This window comes from Streptomyces sp. NPDC058291, from assembly GCF_042880855.1.
In the GTDB taxonomy this organism is placed as follows: Bacteria; Actinomycetota; Actinomycetes; order Streptomycetales; family Streptomycetaceae; genus Streptomyces.
Window position 1 is genome coordinate 20,709 of the sequence record NZ_JBHVYK010000008.1, and the last position, 17,159, is coordinate 37,867.

Here is a 17,159-nt window from a genome sequence, read left to right on the forward strand (position 1 = left end):
GCGCAGGAGCGGCGTGGTCTCGACGTGCTGGATGCCCTTCAGCCGCCCCAGCGGCCCGGCGAGGTAGGCGGGAAGGCGGCCGTGTCACGGAACGCCGCGGTGACGACGATGGGGGGTCGGACGGCACGACCGTGACAGCGCCCCGGAAGGGTCGGACGGCACGAACCGTGACAGACCCCCGAAGGGTCGGGCAGCGCGAACCGTGACAGACCCCCGGAAGGGTCGGGCAGCGTAAGCGGTGCGGGCAGATTCGGTGGAGATTACGGTACCGAAACTTACTCAACCGTCAGCTTTGTGTCCGACCCTTCCCCATGTGCGCCCATTTTCCTGGGCTGACCAGCGCGGACGAGAGCGGACGAGAGCATCGTTCGCTTTCCGCCCCCCTCCCGCCCTGTCGCCGGGTGGGGTAGCTTTCACGGCGCTGTGGGGCCATGAGAAGCGGGGTGCGTTTGCGCGAGTTCACCAACCCTCCGTTGGCGCTGGCGCCGCCGGTGGGCGGTCTGGCCGACGTCGTCTTCCAGCACGCCCAGGAGGACCCGCGGTACATCGCCCTCGGCCGCAAGGACGAGCGGGGCGAGTGGCGCGACGTCACCGCCGGTGAGTTCCGCGACGAGGTCCTCGCCCTGGCCAAGGGCCTGCTGGCCCAGGGCATCCGGTTCGGCGACCGCGTCGCCATCGTCTCCCGCACCCGCTACGAGTGGACCCTGTTCGACTTCGCCCTGTGGACCATCGGCGCGCAGGTGGTGCCGGTCTATCCGACCTCGTCCGCCGAGCAGTGCTTCTGGATGCTGTACGACGCCGAATGCACGGCCGCGGTCGTCGAGCACGAGGACCACGCCATGACGATCGCCACCGTCATCGACCGACTTCCGCAGTTGCGGCAGCTGTGGCAGCTGGACTCCGGCTGCGTGCAGGAGCTGTACGACGCCGGCGCCGCCATCGAGGACGAGGTGGTGCACCGGCACCGGGAAGCGGTCACCCCGGATTCCACCGCGACGATCATCTACACCTCCGGGACGACCGGTCGGCCCAAGGGCTGTGTGATCACGCACGGCAACTTCATGTTCGAGGCGGACACCGTCATCGAGCGGTGGGAGCCGGTGTTCCACTCCAGAAAGGGCGACGAGGCGGCGACCCTGCTGTTCCTGCCGCTCGCCCACGTCTTCGGCCGGATGGTGCAGATCGCCGCGATCCGCGGCAGGGTCCGCTTCGGCCACCAGCCCCAGCTGCACGCGGCCGCCCTTCTGCCGGACCTGGCCGCCTTCCGGCCGACGTTCTTCCTGGCCGTGCCGTACATCTTCGAGAAGGTCTTCAACGCGGCCCGGCGCAAGGCGGAGCGGGAAGGCAGGGCCGGCCCCTTCGAGAAGGCCGTCGAGGTGGCGGTGAACTACGCCGAGGCCCTGGAGGCGAAGGAATGGGGCACCGGCCCCGGCCCCTCCGCCGGACTGCGCATGCAGCACCAGCTGTTCGACAAGCTCGTCTACTCCAAGGTCCGCGCGGCCATGGGCGGCCGTGTGCGGCACGCCATGTCGGGCGGCTCGGGCATGGACCGCAGACTCGGCCTGTTCTTCGCCGGCGCGGGCGTGCTGATCTACGAGGGCTACGGCCTCACCGAGACGACGGCGGCGGCGACCGCCAACCCGCCCGGGCGCACCCGCTACGGGACCGTCGGCCAGGCCATCCCCGGCATGACCGTGCACATCGCGGACGACGGCGAGATCTGGCTGCGCGGTGAGAACGTTTTCCAGGGTTACCTGAACAACCCCAAGGCCACCGACGAGACCCTGCACGACGGCTGGCTGGCCACCGGAGACCTCGGCTCGCTCGACGAAGACGGTTACCTCACCATCACCGGCCGCAAGAAGGAGATCCTCGTCACCTCGGGCGGCAAGAGCGTCTCGCCCGGGCTGCTGGAGGAGCGGGTGCGCGACCATCCGCTGGTCAGCCAGTGCATCGTCGTCGGCAACGACCGGCCGTTCGTGGCCGCGCTGGTCACTCTCGACAAGGAGGCCGTCGAGCACTGGCTGCAGATGCGCGCCAAACCGCAACTGACGCCCGCCGAGCTGGTGCGCGACCCCGACCTGGAGGCGGAGGTGCGCCGCGCGGTCGTGGCGGCGAACACGCTGGTGTCGCAGGCCGAGTCGATCCGCACCTTCCGCATCCTCGCCCAGCCCTTCACGGAGGAGCACGGGCTGCTCACCCCGTCGCTGAAACTGAAGCGCAAGGCCATCGAAAACGCTTACGCAAAAGAAGTCGACGCCCTGTACCGCACATGATCTCGCCGAAGGCGGTGAAACGGTTTACCGACGAGCACGGGACGGGTTTGCGACAGGCTCCCGAGAAACCGATCAGCGGGGGCAGGAATGCAACGCCCGCCGTGATCGTTGACGATGGGAGTACCCCTTTGACGGACAACCGAAGGATCAAGAGCTCGTGAGCAGCAAGGTCCCCCAGATCACCCTCAACAACGGCGTGGAGATGCCCCAGCTGGGCTTCGGTGTCTGGCAGGTGCCGGACGACGAGGCGGAGCAGGCGGTCTCCACCGCGCTGGAGGCCGGGTACCGCAGCATCGACACAGCGGCGATCTACGGCAACGAGGAGGGCACCGGCAAGGCCATCGCCTCCTCCGGCGTGCCCCGCAAGGACATCTTCGTCACCACCAAGCTCTGGAACGGCGACCAGGGATACGACTCGACGCTCCGCGCGTTCGACACCTCCCTGGCGAAGCTCGGCCTGGACTACGTGGACCTGTACCTCATCCACTGGCCCCTCCCGGCCCGTGACACGTACGTCGACACGTACAAGGCGTTCGAGAAGCTCCTCGCGGACGGCCGCGTGCGGGCGATCGGCGTGTCCAACTTCCTGCCGGACCACCTGGAGCGGCTGATCGGCGAGACCTCGGTCGTCCCGGCGGTCAACCAGATCGAGCTGCACCCGCACCTGCAGCAGCGGGCCTCCCGCGAGTTCCACGCGGCGCGCGGCATCGCCACCGAGGCCTGGTCCCCGCTCGGTCAGGGCAAGGGGCTGCTGGAGGTCCCGGCGATCGTCGCCATCGCCCGCAAGCATCAGCGCACCGCGGCCCAGGTCGTGCTGCGCTGGCACCTCCAGCTCGGCAACGTCGTCATCCCCAAGTCCGTGACGCCGTCGCGGATCCAGGAGAACATCGACGTCTTCGACTTCAGCCTGGACGAGGAGGACCTGGCGGCGATCAGCGCCCTGAACGAGGACCGGCGCATCGGCCCCGACCCGGCCACGTTCGACGTCGCCTGAGCACCCACCGCGGGCCGGCTCCGCACACGACGTCGAGGGCGCCCCTGGTCGGGGGCGCCCTCGACGCGCCGTGACGGCCCGTCAGTTGGGTTGGCCGATCGGCCGTACGACGACGGTGTTGACGTCCACGCCGGCCGGTTGACGCAGCGCCCACACCCAAGTGCGTCTCGCAGTCCATCACTTGGAGCGCCCTTCGGGATGACTCCGCGGTCGAATCCGCCGGGGCAGGCCCGGGAGGACCGAGCGCACCGGCGGATCACCGCCCCCGCACCGCGGACACGCGACGGCGTCCCTTCACGGCGGACACGGAAGGTCGACGCCTCACCGCGTGGGCGGGCCGTCGTCGACGCCCCGGGGCCGCGGATCGTCGTCGTGGGTCCGCGGCCCCGGATCGGCGCATCGGCCTACAGCGGCGGGTAGGCGTTCTGCATCAGCTGCTGGAACTGGGCGGAGAACCAGTGCCCGGACAGCGGGGCGTTCGGCAGGGCGCCCGACAGGTTGTTGTTGTTGCGCGGGTTGCCCGTGTACGTCGGGTCGCACATCCGGTCGAAGCCCTTGCCCTCGTCGTTGGCGATGGCGGAGCTGGAGCCGTCGGACTCACCCGGCGGCTTCATCCACACGTACGCGTCGATCCCGGCGGCCGGTGCGGCCTTCGGGCGCTCGCCGAGGCCGGCGCCGGCCTGGTTGCACCAGTTGCCGGTGTTGAGACGGCGGTCGTAGCGGCCGCCGTCGACGTAGGTGTCCACGCTGGTCGTGGCGCCCGGGCCGGTGGGCCGGGCGGTACCGCCCCAGCCGTTGCGGGACGTGTCGATCAGCATGCCGATGTTCGACCGGAAGCCCGTCGTCACCAGCTGGTTGCGGAACGCCTGGGCGTACGACAGTTCGTCGACGTACCGGTTCCAGTCCACCCACTTGGACTCGCGGACCGACTTGCCGGCCACCGAGTCGTTGATGGTGAAGTTGTTCTCCTTCAGGGCGCTGAAGTTCGCCGTGTTGGTGATGAAGCCCTGCACGTCGTCGACGGTGGCGCCCTCGGAGGTGGCGGCCTGGTACATGAGCTGGGCGGAGGGGGCGAAGTTGTCGTCCCAGCCGAGCCAGCCGTGGTGACCGGCGTCGATGTAGTTGTAGACGTTGGGGATCGCGCCGAGCTTCTTCAGCGCGTAGCCGACGCCCTTCACGTAGTTGCCGTTGGCCTTCATGGTGTCGCAGGTCGGGGTGGCGGTGGCCCGGCTGCCGGTGTTGGTGACGAGGTTGGGCAGCGAGTCGATCTCGACGGTGGTGACGATCCGCAGCGAGGCGTACTTGCTGTCACCGAGGATGGCCGCGATCGGGTCGATGAACTGCGTCTTGTACTTGTCGATCTCCGTCGGGCCGAGCTCACCGTTGGAGGCGAGGGCCGAGCAGTCACGTCCGGGAAGGTCGTAGACGACCAGCTGGACGACTTCCTCGCCGCTGCCCTTCTGGGCCAGGGCCGCGTCCAGGTGGGCGCGCAGGCCCATGCCCCCGTTCACGCCGTTGATGGCGGCGATGCGGTCGAGCCAGACGCCGGTGGGCTGGTTGGAGACCCGGGAGCCGCCGGGTTCGGCGGCGGCCTTCGCCGACCACTCCGGGTTCACGTACACCTTGGCGCCGGCGTAGGGGTTGTCGACCTTGGTGGACGGGGTGCCCGGGTCGGTGGGGCCCGGGTCGGTCGGACCGGGGTCGGTGGGTCCGCCGGTTCCGCCGTCGACGTTGCAGGTCACGCCGTCCAGGGTGAACGTGGCCGGGACCGCGTTGGTGCCGCTGTAGGTGCCCTGGAACCCGAAGCTGACCGAACCGCCGGTCGCCAGCGTCCCGTTGTAGGTCTCGTTGGCGGCGGTGACGGCCGTGCCCGACTGACTGACCTTCGCGTTCCAGCCGTTGGTCACCTTCTGGCTGCCGGCGTACGTCCATTTCACCGCCCAACTCGACTTGGCGGCCGAGTTGTTGGTCACTGTGACGGCGGCCGTGAAGCCGCTGCCCCAGTCGTTCTGCACCTTGTAGTCGACGCTGCACGGGATGGCGGCGACGCCCGTGTCGCCCGGGACGACCGCGAGCGCCGTCCCTGAGGCGCCGGCGACCAGCGCCAGCGCGGCGAGTACCGCTGTTCTGCTACGGCTCATGAGTGCGGGTTTCCTTCTTGGTTGCGGGGAGGAGTGTCCGTTTCTTCGGTGTGTCTGTTCGGTGCACCTAGCCGTGGAGTGCGCGCAGATGGTCGCGCAGGCCGGTGCCGTACGTCGTGGGCGTACCGTCGTAGCCCGAGATCAGGGACGGCCCCGTCGAGCAGTCCCAGGTGTTCCACGTCCAACCCAGATAGGACAGGCCGTGGTCGTCGAACCACTTCATGACCTGGTCGACGAAACCGTGCGAGCAGGTGTTCTCCCCGATCTCGCCCGCCACGAGAGGCACTTGGGCGGCCACGGGGGCGAGCGTCGAGTTCCAGCAGCGGGCGTCGGCGCAGCTGTTGAAGTTGTAGACGTGATAGGCGGCGGCGAGATTGCCGGTGGGGTCGTCGGGCTTGTGCGTCAGCCACTGGCCGAGGTCGTTGGAGTAGGCGAGTCCGCCGGCCAGGATCACGTTCCTGGCTCCGGTCGCCCGTACGGAGTCGACGAGATCCTGCATTCCGGCGACCTGGTAGGCGATGCCGGGGCAGGCCCCGCCGTCCCGCCAGCACTGCCACGCCTGGGTGGTCGTGGAGGTGGCGCGGTCCGGGTAGGGCTCGTTGAACAGGTCGAACACGACGGCCTGGTCGTTCTTGAAGGTGTCGGCCACCGACGACCAGAACGACGGCGAGTACTGCATGTCCGGCATCGGCTTCTGGCAACTGGCGTGCACGTCAGCGCATCCCGCCGAGTTGCCGGTGTACTGCCCGTAGGTCCAGTGCAGCTCGACGACGGGCGTCATGCCGTGCGCCTCGACGCGCGCCACCAGGTCCTTGACGGCGGCGACGTAGGTCGCGCCCCGGTAGGGGGAGCCGATGTTCGACAGGCCGAGCCAGCACTCCTCGTTGAGCGGGATGCGGACGGTGTTCACGTTCCAGTCCGCGATCGCCCGGACGGCCGCGTCGTCGACCGGGCCGTCCCAGATGCCGCGTCCCTGTACGCACATGAACTCGCCACCGGAGCGGTTCACGCCGAGCAGGCGGCGGTTCCTGCCGTCGGCGTCCACGAGCTTGTTCCCGGACACGTGCAGCGCGGGCGGTCTGCCACCGGTGCCCGGCGGATCGGTCGAGGGAGGCGCGGTGGGCGTCGGGGTCGGTGTGGGTGTGGACGTCGGGGTCGGTGTGGGTGTGGGCGTGGGGGTCGGTGTGGGTGTGGGCTGGGAGTCGACGTTACAGATCGTGCCGTTGAGCCTGAACGTCGTCGGTACGGTGTTCGCCCCCACTTCGGAGGCGACGAAACCCGCGCTGACGCTCGCGCCGGCACCCAGAGAGCCGTTCCAGCTCTCGTTCACCGCGGTGACGGTCGTGCCGGACTGGGACCACTTGGCACTCCAGCCCTGGGTGACCTTCTGACCGTTGGCGAAGTCGAAGGCGAGACTCCAACCGTCCACGGCCGCCGCGTTGTTGGTGATCTTCACGGCGCCCTGGAAGCCGGCGTCCCACTGACCGGTGACGGAGTACTCCACCGTGCAGACGGACGCTGCTCCCTGCGCCGTGACGACCGGCAGCAGGGCGCCCGAGACGAGGGCGACCGTGCCGAAGACGGCGGAAAGCACTGAACGCGGGGGGTGTCGCATGAGCGACTCCTTGCAGCTCAGGCGCGTCGCGACGGACGCGTCGACTGAATGGAACCGCTCCCACTGGTGTTTCGAAGCTAGCGCCAAGTGCTGGCAAAGAACAGAGGGGTCGCTGACTTTCCCTCAACTTGACGCGTCGAATCTTTTCGACTCTTCAAGCATCTTGACCGGGTACACCCCCATCCCCACTATGGGAGCGCTCCCACTGGTTCAAGGCTTGTTGCTCCTCCCCCACTTCTCCGAGCCGCAAGGAGGACCAGCACATGGATCCCTCACGCAGACGCCGCGGGGCGCGGCGCCTGTGGACCGCCGCCGTGGCGGCCCTCGCCCTCCCCTTCGCCATGCTGAGCACGAGCACGACTCCCGCGCAGGCTGCGGCAGTTCAGTGCAACGTGGACTACAAGACCAACGACTGGGGCTCCGGATTCACCGCGGATCTGACCCTCACCAACCGCGGCGCCGACCCGATCAGCGGCTGGACCCTGACGTACTCCTACGCCGGCAACCAGAAGCTGTCGAACGGCTGGAACGGCAGCTGGGCGCAGTCCGGTCAGCAGATCACCGTGAACAACGCCTCGTACAACGGGACGATCGCCGCCGGGGCGGCCGTCAGCACGGGTGCGCAGTTCACCTACAGCGGCACGAACGCCGCTCCCGCGAGCTTCGCGGTCAACGGCGCCCCCTGCGTCGGCGCACACCAGCCGCCGGTAGCGGTGCTGACGAGCCCGACAGCCGGCGCCGTCTACACGCAGGGCGACGCGGTGCCGCTCGCGGCGACCGCCGCGGCCGCCGACAACGCGACGATCAGCAAGATCGAGTTCTACGACGACACGACCCTGCTCGGGACGGACACAAGCGCTCCGTACACGCTGTCCGCCTCCGGGTTGTCCGTGGGCAGCCACTCCCTGGTCGCCAAGGCGTACGACAGCCTCGGCGCGTCGGCGTCGTCGACGCCGGTCGGCATCACGGTCGCCTCGGGCCCCGCGGTGGTCGCCTCCACGAACCAACTGGCCGTCCAGCAGGGCAAGACGGGCACCTACTCGCTGAAGCTGTCGACGCAGCCCTCGGCCAACGTGACCGTGACGACGGCCCGCACGACCGGTAACACGGGACTGACGGTGACCGGCGGCGCGAGCCTCACCTTCACGCCGTCGAACTGGAGCACGGCGCAGACCGTGACCATCACCGCCAACGCCTCCGGCACGGGCGCGGCGACCTTCGAGTCGACGGCCACCGGGCACGCCAAGGCCTCGGTCACGGCCACCGAGATTCCGGGCGCCAAGGCGTACGACGCACGGTTCCTCGATCTCTACGGAAAGATCACCAACCCGGCAAACGGTTACTTCTCCCCCGAGGGCATCCCGTACCACTCGGTCGAGACGCTGATCGTCGAGGCCCCGGACCAGGGCCACGAGACGACGTCGGAGGCGTACAGCTACCTCCTCTGGCTGCAGGCCATGTACGGGAAGATCACCGGCGACTGGACCAAGTTCAACGGCGCCTGGGACATCATGGAGAAGTACATGATCCCCACCCACGCCGACCAGCCGACCAACTCCTTCTACAACGCGTCCAAGCCGGCCACGTACGCGCCCGAGCTGGACACGCCGAACGAGTATCCGGCGAAGCTGGACACCGGGGCGTCCGTGGGTACGGACCCGATAGCCGGTGAGCTGAAGTCCGCGTACGGCACGGACGACGTCTACGGCATGCACTGGCTGCAGGACGTCGACAACACGTACGGCTACGGCAACGCGCCCGGCAAGTGCGAGGCCGGCCCGACGGACACCGGTCCCTCCTACATCAACACCTTCCAGCGCGGTGCGCAGGAATCGGTGTGGGAAACGGTTCCGCAACCGACCTGCGACGCCTTCAAGTACGGCGGCACAAACGGTTACCTGGACCTGTTCACCGGCGACTCCTCCTACGCCAAGCAGTGGAAGTACACCGACGCCCCCGACGCGGACGCACGGGTCGTCCAGGCCGCGTACTGGGCGGACGTCTGGGCCAAGGCGCAGGGCAAGGGCGGTGACGTCTCCGCGGCCGTCGGCAAGGCCGCGAAGATGGGCGACTACCTGCGCTACGCCATGTACGACAAGTACTTCAAGAAGATCGGCAACTGCGTCGGGCCGACCGCCTGCCCGGCCGGCACCGGCAAGGACGCCTCGCACTACCTGCTGTCCTGGTACTACGCCTGGGGCGGCGCCACGGACACCAGCGCCGGCTGGGCCTGGCGCATCGGATCCAGTCACACCCACGGCGGCTACCAGAACCCCCTGGCCGCCTACGCGCTCAGCAGTTACGCCGACCTGAAGCCCAAGTCGGCGACAGGACAGGCCGACTGGTCGAAATCGCTGACCCGGCAACTGGAGTTCTACCGCTGGCTGCAGTCCAGCGAGGGCGCCATCGCCGGCGGGGCGACGAACAGCTGGGCGGGCCGCTACGCGACTCCCCCGGCCGGCACCTCGACCTTCTACGGCATGTACTACGACCAGCAGCCCGTCTACCACGACCCGCCGTCCAACCAGTGGTTCGGCTTCCAGGCGTGGTCGATGGAGCGGGTCGCCGAGTACTACCAGCAGACGGGGAACGCGAGCGCCAAGGCGGTCCTCGACAAGTGGGTCGACTGGGCGCTGTCCAAGACCACCATCAACCCGGACGGCACCTTCCTGATCCCCTCCACCCTCCAGTGGTCGGGCCAGCCCGACACCTGGAACGCGTCGAGTCCGGGCGCCAACACCGGCCTGCACGTCACCGTCGCCGACTACACCAACGACGTCGGTGTGGCCGCCGCGTACGCCAAGACCCTGACGTACTACGCCGCCAAGTCCGGTGACACGAAGGCCAAGACGACGGCGAAGGCGCTGCTGGACGGGATGTGGGCCAACAACCAGGACGCCCTGGGCATCGCGGTCCCGGAGACCCGCGCCGACTACAACCGCTTCGACGACCCCGTGTACGTCCCGAGCACCTTCAACGGCAAGATGCCGAACGGCGACACGGTCAACTCCTCCTCGACCTTCGCCTCGTTGCGCTCCTTCTACAAGAACGACCCGGCCTGGTCGAAGATCCAGAGCTACCTCGCGGGCGGCGCCGCGCCCGTGTTCACGTACCACCGCTTCTGGGCCCAGGCGGACATCGCCCTGGCCATGGGCTCGTACGCGGAGCTTCTCGAATAAACCCCGCTGAGCGCTCCGCGGGTCGGACGGCGTCCGTCCGCCGGCCGGACGTGGCCGGTCGTGCGGCTCCCCGCGTCCCTGGTCGCCCTTCGGGCGCTCCGGGACACGGGGTGACGCCGCCCGCTCCGCGGAACCGCTCGAAGGCTTCGCGTACGTGGCCCCGTCACCGGACGACGGGGTCCTGGCCGGGCGGCCCCCACCCGCACAGGGGGCCGCCCGGCCATCGCACGTCCCGCCCCCGGCACCACCATCCCCCCGCACCCATGGCTCCGCGAGGAAGGACCCCCACCGTGCGAAGAACCCGCATCCTCACGGCCGTGCTGGCGCTCGCCGCCGGCCTGATCGCGGGCAGCCCGCCCGCGCTCGCGTCGGACAGCCCCAAGGCCACGCTCGCCGCCGAGTCGTACACCTGGAAGAACGCCCGGATCGACGGCGGCGGCTTCGTTCCGGGCATCGTCTTCAACCGCAAGGAGAAGAACCTCGCCTACGCCCGCACCGACATCGGCGGAGCGTACCGCTGGCAGGAGTCGAGCAGGACCTGGACCCCGCTGCTGGACTCGGTCGGCTGGACCGACTGGGGGCACACCGGCGTGGTGAGCCTGGCCTCCGACTCCGTCGACCCGAACAAGGTGTACGCGGCCGTCGGCACCTACACCAACAGCTGGGACCCCGGGAACGGCGCCGTGCTGCGCTCCGCCGACCGGGGCGCCAGCTGGCACAGGACCGACCTCCCCTTCAAGCTGGGCGGCAACATGCCCGGCCGGGGCATGGGCGAGCGGCTCGCGGTCGACCCCCACAAGAACAGCGTGCTGTACCTGGGCGCGCCGAGCGGCAAGGGCCTGTGGCGCTCGACCGACTCGGGCGTGACCTGGTCGCAGGTGACGAACTTCCCCAACGTCGGCAACTACCGGCAGGATCCGACCGACGCGAGCGGGTACGCCTCCGACAACCAGGGCGTCGTCTGGGTCACCTTCGACGAGTCCACGGGGACGTCCGGCACCGCGACGAAGACGGTCTACGTCGGCGTGGCGGACAAGGACAACGCCGTGTACCGCTCGACGGACGCGGGCGCGACCTGGACGCGGCTGGCGGGACAGCCGACGGGATACCTGGCGCACAAGGCGGTGCTGGACGCCGTCAACGGCTATCTCTACCTCGCGTACAGCGACACGGGCGGACCGTACGACGGCGGCAAGGGCCGGCTGTGGCGGTACGCGACGACCACCGGGACCTGGACCGACATCAGCCCGGTCGCGGAGGCCGACACCTACTACGGCTTCAGCGGGCTGACCGTCGACCGCCGCAGACCCGGCACCATCATGGCCACCGCGTACAGCTCCTGGTGGCCGGACACGCAGATCTTCCGCTCGACGGACAGCGGCGGCTCCTGGACCAAGGCGTGGGACTACACGTCGTACCCCAACCGGGCCAACCGGTACACGATGGACGTCTCCTCGGCGCCGTGGCTGTCCTGGGGAGCGAACCCGTCGCCGCCGGAGCAGAGCCCGAAGCTCGGGTGGATGACCGAGGCGTTGGAGATCGACCCGTTCGACTCCAACCGGATGATGTACGGGACGGGCGCGACGATCTACGGTACGGAGAACCTCGCGAACTGGGACAGCGGAGGGCAGATCGCCATCAAGCCGATGGTGCAGGGGCTGGAGGAGACGGCGGTCAACGACCTCGCCTCTCCCCCGTCCGGCGCCCCGCTGCTCAGCGCGCTCGGCGACGTCGGCGGCTTCCGCCACACGGACCTGACGAAGACCCCCTCGATGATGTTCACCTCACCGAACTTCACGACGACGACGAGTCTGGACTTCGCCGAGAAGAACCCGGACACGGTGGTGCGGGTCGGCGACCTCGACGCGGGGCCGCACGTGGCGTTCTCCACGGACAACGGCGCCAACTGGTTCGCGGGCACGGACCCCGCGGGCGTCAGCGGCGGCGGGACGGTCGCCGCGGCGGCGGACGGCAGCCGGTTCGTCTGGAGCCCGGCGGGCGCCGCGGTGCAGTACACCACCGGTTTCGGCACGTCCTGGCAGACCGCGAGCGGGATCCCCGCCGGCGCGGTCGTCGAATCGGACCGAGTCGACCCCAAGGTCTTCTACGGCTTCAAGTCCGGTGCGCTCTACGTGAGTTCGGACGGCGGCGCGACCTTCACCCGATCCGCGGCGACCGGCCTGCCCAGCGGCGACACCGTGCGCTTCAAGGCACTGCCCGGCGTCCGGGGCGACGTCTGGCTGGCCGGCGGGGCGAGCGACGGCGCGTACGGGCTCTGGCACTCCACCGACGTCGGCGCGACCTTCACCAAGCTGTCGAACGTCGAGCAGGCGGACACGATCGGCTTCGGCAAGGCGGCGCCAGGAGCGTCCTACCAGACCCTGTACACCAGCGCGAAGATCGCCGGCGTCCGCGGCATCTTCCGCTCGACGGACAAGGGAGCGACCTGGACCCGCGTCAACGACGACGCCCACCAGTGGGGTTGGACGGGCGGGGCCATCACGGGCGATCCGAGGGTGTACGGGCGGGTGTACGTGTCGACCAACGGCCGGGGCGTCGTCTACGGCGACACCTCCGACACCAGCGGCGGGGGCGGTGGCGACGGTGGAGGCACGGACCCCACGCCGCCCACTCCGACGGGCGCCTGCGCGGTGACGTACACGATCACCAACCAGTGGTCGGGCGGCTTCCAGGCGGACGTCAAGCTCGCCAACACCGGTACGAGCGCGTGGTCCGGCTGGAGTCTCCACTGGGCCTTCCCGAACGGGCAGACGGTCTCCCAGCTCTGGAACGCCGACTACAGCCAGTCGGGTCCGGTGGTGACGGCGAAGAACATCGGCTGGAACGGCAACGTGGCGGCCGGATCGTCGGTCGGCTTCGGCTTCACCGGCAACTGGTCGGCGTCCAACGCGAAACCGACCACGTTCACATTCGGCGATCAGAGCTGCACGGTGCTCTGAAGCCGGCAGAAGCCGACCTGACGCCCCGGTTCGGCCCCGACGGGCCGGGGCCTACGGAGAGGGGGCGACGGAGAGGGGGCGACGGCGAAGGTCGGGCGGGGCCGATGGGAGAGGTCGACGGGGAAGGTCGGGAGGGGCCCGACGGGGAGGGACCGACGGGGGAGGTCGGCGGGGACCGACGGAGAGGGACCGACGGGGAGGGGCCGACGGGGAAGGGTGCCGACGGGGGAGGTCGGGCGGGGAGGTCGGGCGGGCCTGGTCCCGCCTGTGTCAGGCGGTGCGGACCGGCGGCCCGGGCGCCGGGGCGTGCCGGACCGGCGGCCCGGAAGCGGCTCAGGTGCCGCGGGTACCGTACCTGGCGGCCAGTTCGGTCACCGTACGCGCGATCCGCGCCCGCAGTTCGGGCGGCTGGAGCACCTCGACGTCCGCGCCCAGGCGCAGGAACTCGGCGTGAGCGTGCTCGACGGACTCGATCGGTACCGCGACCGTCGTCCAACCGTCCGCCGTCACCTCCTCGTTCAGCCTTCTCGCCCGGGCGAGCGCCGCTCCCGGCGCGAGCCGCACCACCGCCTCCCCCTTGTCCCGGTACAGCCGCTCATGGAATCCGCGCTGGTACTCCGTCCAGTGCGCGGCCAGGTCGAAGTCGGCGGGGCGCTCGAACTCCGCTTCCGTGATTGTGAGTTCGAGAATCTGGTCGATGCGGAAGGTGCGCGGTCCCGGGCCGGCCACCACGTACCAGCGGCCCGCCTTGAGAACCAGACCGTAGGGTTCGAGACGGCGCTCGACGTCGGTGGGCTCCCGCCACCGGCGATAGACGACGTGCAGGACCCTGTTGTTCCAGACCGCGTCGGCGACCGCCGTCAGATACGGCGCCTCGTGCGCGCCCGCCTCCGTGTACCAGCCGGGCGCGTCCAGATGGAACCGACCGCTGACCCGGTCGGCGTGCGCCCGCAGCTCCGCCGGGAGCGCCGCACGGACCTTGAGCTGGGCGGCGGCCAGCACCGACCCGAGGCCCAGCTGGGCGGCGGCGCCGGGAGCGCCGGCCAGGAAGAGGGCCTCCGCCTCGTCGGCGGTCAGTCCCGTCAAACGGGTCCGGTACCCGTCGAGCAGCCGGTAGCCGCCCGCGTGACCCGCGTCGCCGTACAGCGGCACGCCCGCCGCGGCCAGCGCCTCGACGTCCCGGTAGACCGTGCGCACCGACACCTCCAGCTCCTCGGCGAGCTGCGCGGCGGTCAGACGCCCCCGGGTCTGGAGCAGCAACAGGATCGAGACGAGACGGCTGGACTTCACTGACACAGGATGTCAGTGAAGCGGCTCTACCGTCCCGCTCATGACCTTCTCCGCCTCTTCGGCCCCGCCCCCCGGCGGAATCGCGCCCCCCGCGTCCACCGCCTCCGCCGCCCCGACCGCGCCCTCCGTGTCCTCCGCGCCCTCCGAGCCTCTGGTGGCCTTCGCCGAGAAGCTGCTGACCGCGCCTGCCCCGATCGAGGTGGCGGGGCGCAGGATCAAGCGCTACCACGTCACCGCCGACCCGGCGGGCATCGCGCCCGAGGTCGAGGAGGCGGCCTACGCGATCCTCCCCGAACTGCTGCCCGAGCCGGACGGGACGCCGCCGGCCACGTTCGTCGTCCTGCACCGCGGTGGCGACGACGGCGCCTATCTCAACGCGTACAGCTGGGTGTGGGACAACGTCCTGCACTTCCGGGGCGCCGCCGCGGGCCAGCCGGTGCTCGGCTGCCCCGACCACGACCCCGCCCACTTCGTGCGCACCGAGCGGCCGTGGATCGGCTGCGTCTGGGAACTGCCGCCGATCCTGCACGAACGGGACGCGTGGGTGCGGCACCTGCTCGCTCGCGAGACGTCGGACACCCGGGACCTCGACGCCCGCCTCGACGCCTACGTGGCCGACTCCCTGGCCGAGGGAACCACGGGGGACCGCTCATGAGCAGCCCGCACGACTTCGACTTCCTCCACGGCGAGTGGGAGGTGCGCCACCGTCGGCGCACCGACTTCCTCGACCCGAACAGCACGTGGGACGAGTTCGGGTCCACGAGCAGTTGTCGGCCGCTGTTCGACGGGGCCGCGAACATCGACGAGATCGACATGCCGCACCTCGGGGCGAAGGGGCTGACGCTGCGACTCTTCGACCGGGAGAGCGGCCAGTGGTCGCTGAACTGGTCGTCCAGCCGCAGCGGCCGCCTCTACCCCCCGGTGATCGGCGGTTTCGACGACGTCGAGGGAAGCGCCGGCCGGGGCGGCTCGGGTGAGAACCGTCCCCGCCGCGGTGAGTTCTACGGCGACGACGTCCACGACGGAAAGGACATCCGGGCCCGGTACATCTGGTCCGGCGTCTCGGACACGTCCGCCCGCTGGGAGCAGGCCTTCTCGTCGGACGGCGGCGAGACCTGGCTGACCAACTGGATCATGGACTTCACCCGTCCGGAAACACCCCGGGAAGCGGTTACTGAAGCGCCCTGAGCGTGAACATCGCGGGTCCGGTTGCGAAACCGGTTACGCACCGCGTTGCTCCTGCCGAAGCCCCGCGGCCGGAAACACCCGGGATGCGGCTACCGAAACGCCCTGAGCGGGAACACCGCGGGTCCGGTTGCGAAACCGGTTACGCACCGCGTTGCTCCTGCCGAGGCCAGCCATCCGGAAACACCCCGGGAAGCGATTTCCGAAACGCCCTGAGCGTGAACACCGGGTCCGGGCGGGGCCGGTCCTGGTCGGGCAGGGCGGCCAGGCGGTCGGCGAAGTCGTCGGCGAGCGGGTGACCGGGCGGCAGGGTGACGAACCAGCCGCGTCGCAGGTCGGCGATGGCCCGGCGTGGGCTGCGGCCCTGCCCCCGGCCGGCGAACCGGGCCTCCCCTGCCGGGAGCAGACCGCATCCGAGAGCGTACGACTCCACGACCTCGGCGGTGTCGGAGGCGGGACGGGGCGGACGTGCGGCCAGCACGACATCGATGTCGCTGCCGACGTTGTGCGAGGCGCCCTTGTCGACCGTGGTGACGTACGTCCCGCCGGGCCGCAGCACTCGCGCGCACTCGGCGACGATCCTCCGCGCGTCCGCGGGATCCTCGACCAGGTGGAGCAGCCACACGCTGCTCACGGCGTCGAACTCGCCGCTCCGGAAGGGAAGTCGGCGTCCGTCGGCGAGGACGACGGCGCCGGGCAGCCGGGCGGCCGCGTGCCCGGCCATGACCGGGGCCCGGTCCACGCCCGTCACCCGGAGCCCCGCCCGTCCGGCCGCGAGCCGCCGGGTCACGATGCCGGTGCCGCAGGCGACGTCCAGCAGACTGCGCGCCCGCGCCGGAACGAGGCTGAGGACGCCCTCGGCGGCGGCCTCGGCCCGGGGCTCTCCGCCGCGCGAGACGTCGTAGCGCTCGGCTTCCTTGTCGTAGTCCAGCACGCGCGCTCCCCGTCCCCCGGCCGCCGTCCGGCCCCACCGTTTCCTGTTGATTCCGGGTGGTGGCCCCGCCGTTTCCTGTTGTTTCCTGTTGTTTCCTGTTGTTGGTTCTTGGCCCTTGTTTCTCGCCTTGCGCGCACCGGACGGAAGGCGGTCAGCGCGCCCCGTGCGCGGAGGCCGCCTCCTCCACCCGGCGGGCGAGGTCCACGTCGAGACGGGTGACGGCACCCCCCGCGCTGTGGGTGTGCACGGCGAGGGACACCGTGTCGTAGCCGAGGGTGAGCTCGGAATGGTGGTCGAGCTCCTCCTGGATCCGTGCGACATGGACGACCAGGGCCGTCGCGGCGAAGTGGGAGCCGAGCCGGTACGAGCGGGTGAGACGGTCGCCGTCCAGGGACCAGCCGGGCAGCTCGGCCAGCAGCTCCTCGATCTCCTTGCTCGACAGCGGTTCCACGGCCATGCCCGGCTCCCTTCCTGGGTGTCGCGTACCTGTCCAGCGTGCCACAGGAACACCGTTCCGGCCCTGGTCAGGGAGCTGCCCGGGTCAGTGGGCGACGGGGCCCGCGATGGACCGGCTCCGACCGCCCG

At 70.2% G+C, this 17,159-nt stretch carries 11 protein-coding genes and 1 pseudogene; 6 read left to right on the top strand and 6 right to left on the bottom strand.

Annotated elements, in window-relative coordinates:
* The first annotated feature begins 449 nt into the window (after positions 1–449).
* Together ACFVYK_RS05995 and ACFVYK_RS06000 are read left to right on the top strand one after the other, a co-directional pair.
* Positions 450–2,276: an AMP-dependent synthetase/ligase gene (locus ACFVYK_RS05995; protein ID WP_389769324.1), complete on the top strand. Its 1,827-nt coding sequence runs from the start codon at positions 450–452 to the stop codon at positions 2,274–2,276.
* Positions 2,277–2,433: 157 nt separating this feature from the next.
* The gene (locus ACFVYK_RS06000; RefSeq protein WP_389769071.1) at positions 2,434–3,270 is read left to right on the top strand and encodes an aldo/keto reductase; all 837 of its coding nucleotides are present in this window, start codon (positions 2,434–2,436) and stop codon (positions 3,268–3,270) included.
* Between the two features lie 81 nt (positions 3,271–3,351).
* Here ACFVYK_RS06000 and ACFVYK_RS06005 read toward each other — a convergent pair.
* The 3 genes and pseudogenes from ACFVYK_RS06005 to ACFVYK_RS06015 all read right to left on the bottom strand — a co-directional run.
* Positions 3,352–3,426: pseudogene (locus ACFVYK_RS06005) on the bottom strand (oxidoreductase); the annotation flags it as partial.
* A 248-nt stretch (positions 3,427–3,674) separates the two neighbouring features.
* Positions 3,675–5,411 (bottom strand): glycoside hydrolase family 6 protein, encoded by a 1,737-nt coding sequence (locus ACFVYK_RS06010; protein WP_389769074.1) that lies wholly within the window; start codon positions 5,409–5,411, stop codon positions 3,675–3,677.
* Positions 5,412–5,478: 67 nt separating this feature from the next.
* The gene (locus ACFVYK_RS06015) at positions 5,479–7,026 is read right to left on the bottom strand and encodes a cellulase family glycosylhydrolase (RefSeq protein ID WP_389769077.1); all 1,548 of its coding nucleotides are present in this window, start codon (positions 7,024–7,026) and stop codon (positions 5,479–5,481) included.
* A gap of 263 nt (positions 7,027–7,289) precedes the next feature.
* Here ACFVYK_RS06015 and ACFVYK_RS06020 point away from each other — a divergent pair, with 263 nt between their 5' ends.
* On the top strand, positions 7,290–10,205 hold the full coding sequence (locus ACFVYK_RS06020) for a glycoside hydrolase family 48 protein (protein ID WP_389769080.1): 2,916 nt from the start codon (positions 7,290–7,292) through the stop codon (positions 10,203–10,205).
* A gap of 290 nt (positions 10,206–10,495) precedes the next feature.
* A complete protein-coding gene (locus ACFVYK_RS06025) occupies positions 10,496–13,165 on the top strand; it encodes a cellulose binding domain-containing protein (RefSeq protein ID WP_389769083.1) in 2,670 nt (889 codons plus the stop codon).
* 333 nt (positions 13,166–13,498) lie between these two features.
* On the opposite strand, the gene ACFVYK_RS06030 is transcribed toward ACFVYK_RS06025, so the two are convergent.
* The gene (locus ACFVYK_RS06030) at positions 13,499–14,455 is read right to left on the bottom strand and encodes a helix-turn-helix transcriptional regulator (RefSeq protein WP_389769085.1); all 957 of its coding nucleotides are present in this window, start codon (positions 14,453–14,455) and stop codon (positions 13,499–13,501) included.
* Between the two features lie 154 nt (positions 14,456–14,609).
* On the opposite strand from ACFVYK_RS06030, the gene ACFVYK_RS06035 reads away from it, so the two are divergent.
* Positions 14,610–15,110, top strand: coding sequence for a hypothetical protein (locus tag ACFVYK_RS06035; protein WP_389769327.1), 501 nt, complete (start codon positions 14,610–14,612; stop codon positions 15,108–15,110).
* On the top strand, positions 15,107–15,643 hold the full coding sequence (locus ACFVYK_RS06040; RefSeq protein WP_389769088.1) for a hypothetical protein: 537 nt from the start codon (positions 15,107–15,109) through the stop codon (positions 15,641–15,643). The genes ACFVYK_RS06035 and ACFVYK_RS06040 overlap by 4 nt, the downstream gene beginning before the upstream one ends.
* A gap of 139 nt (positions 15,644–15,782) precedes the next feature.
* Here ACFVYK_RS06040 and ACFVYK_RS06045 read toward each other — a convergent pair whose 3' ends face one another.
* Positions 15,783–16,574: a class I SAM-dependent methyltransferase gene (locus ACFVYK_RS06045; RefSeq protein ID WP_389769090.1), complete on the bottom strand. Its 792-nt coding sequence runs from the start codon at positions 16,572–16,574 to the stop codon at positions 15,783–15,785.
* Between the two features lie 151 nt (positions 16,575–16,725).
* Positions 16,726–17,031 (bottom strand): 4a-hydroxytetrahydrobiopterin dehydratase, encoded by a 306-nt coding sequence (locus ACFVYK_RS06050; protein ID WP_389769093.1) that lies wholly within the window; start codon positions 17,029–17,031, stop codon positions 16,726–16,728.
* Between the last annotated feature and the right edge of the window lie 128 nt (positions 17,032–17,159).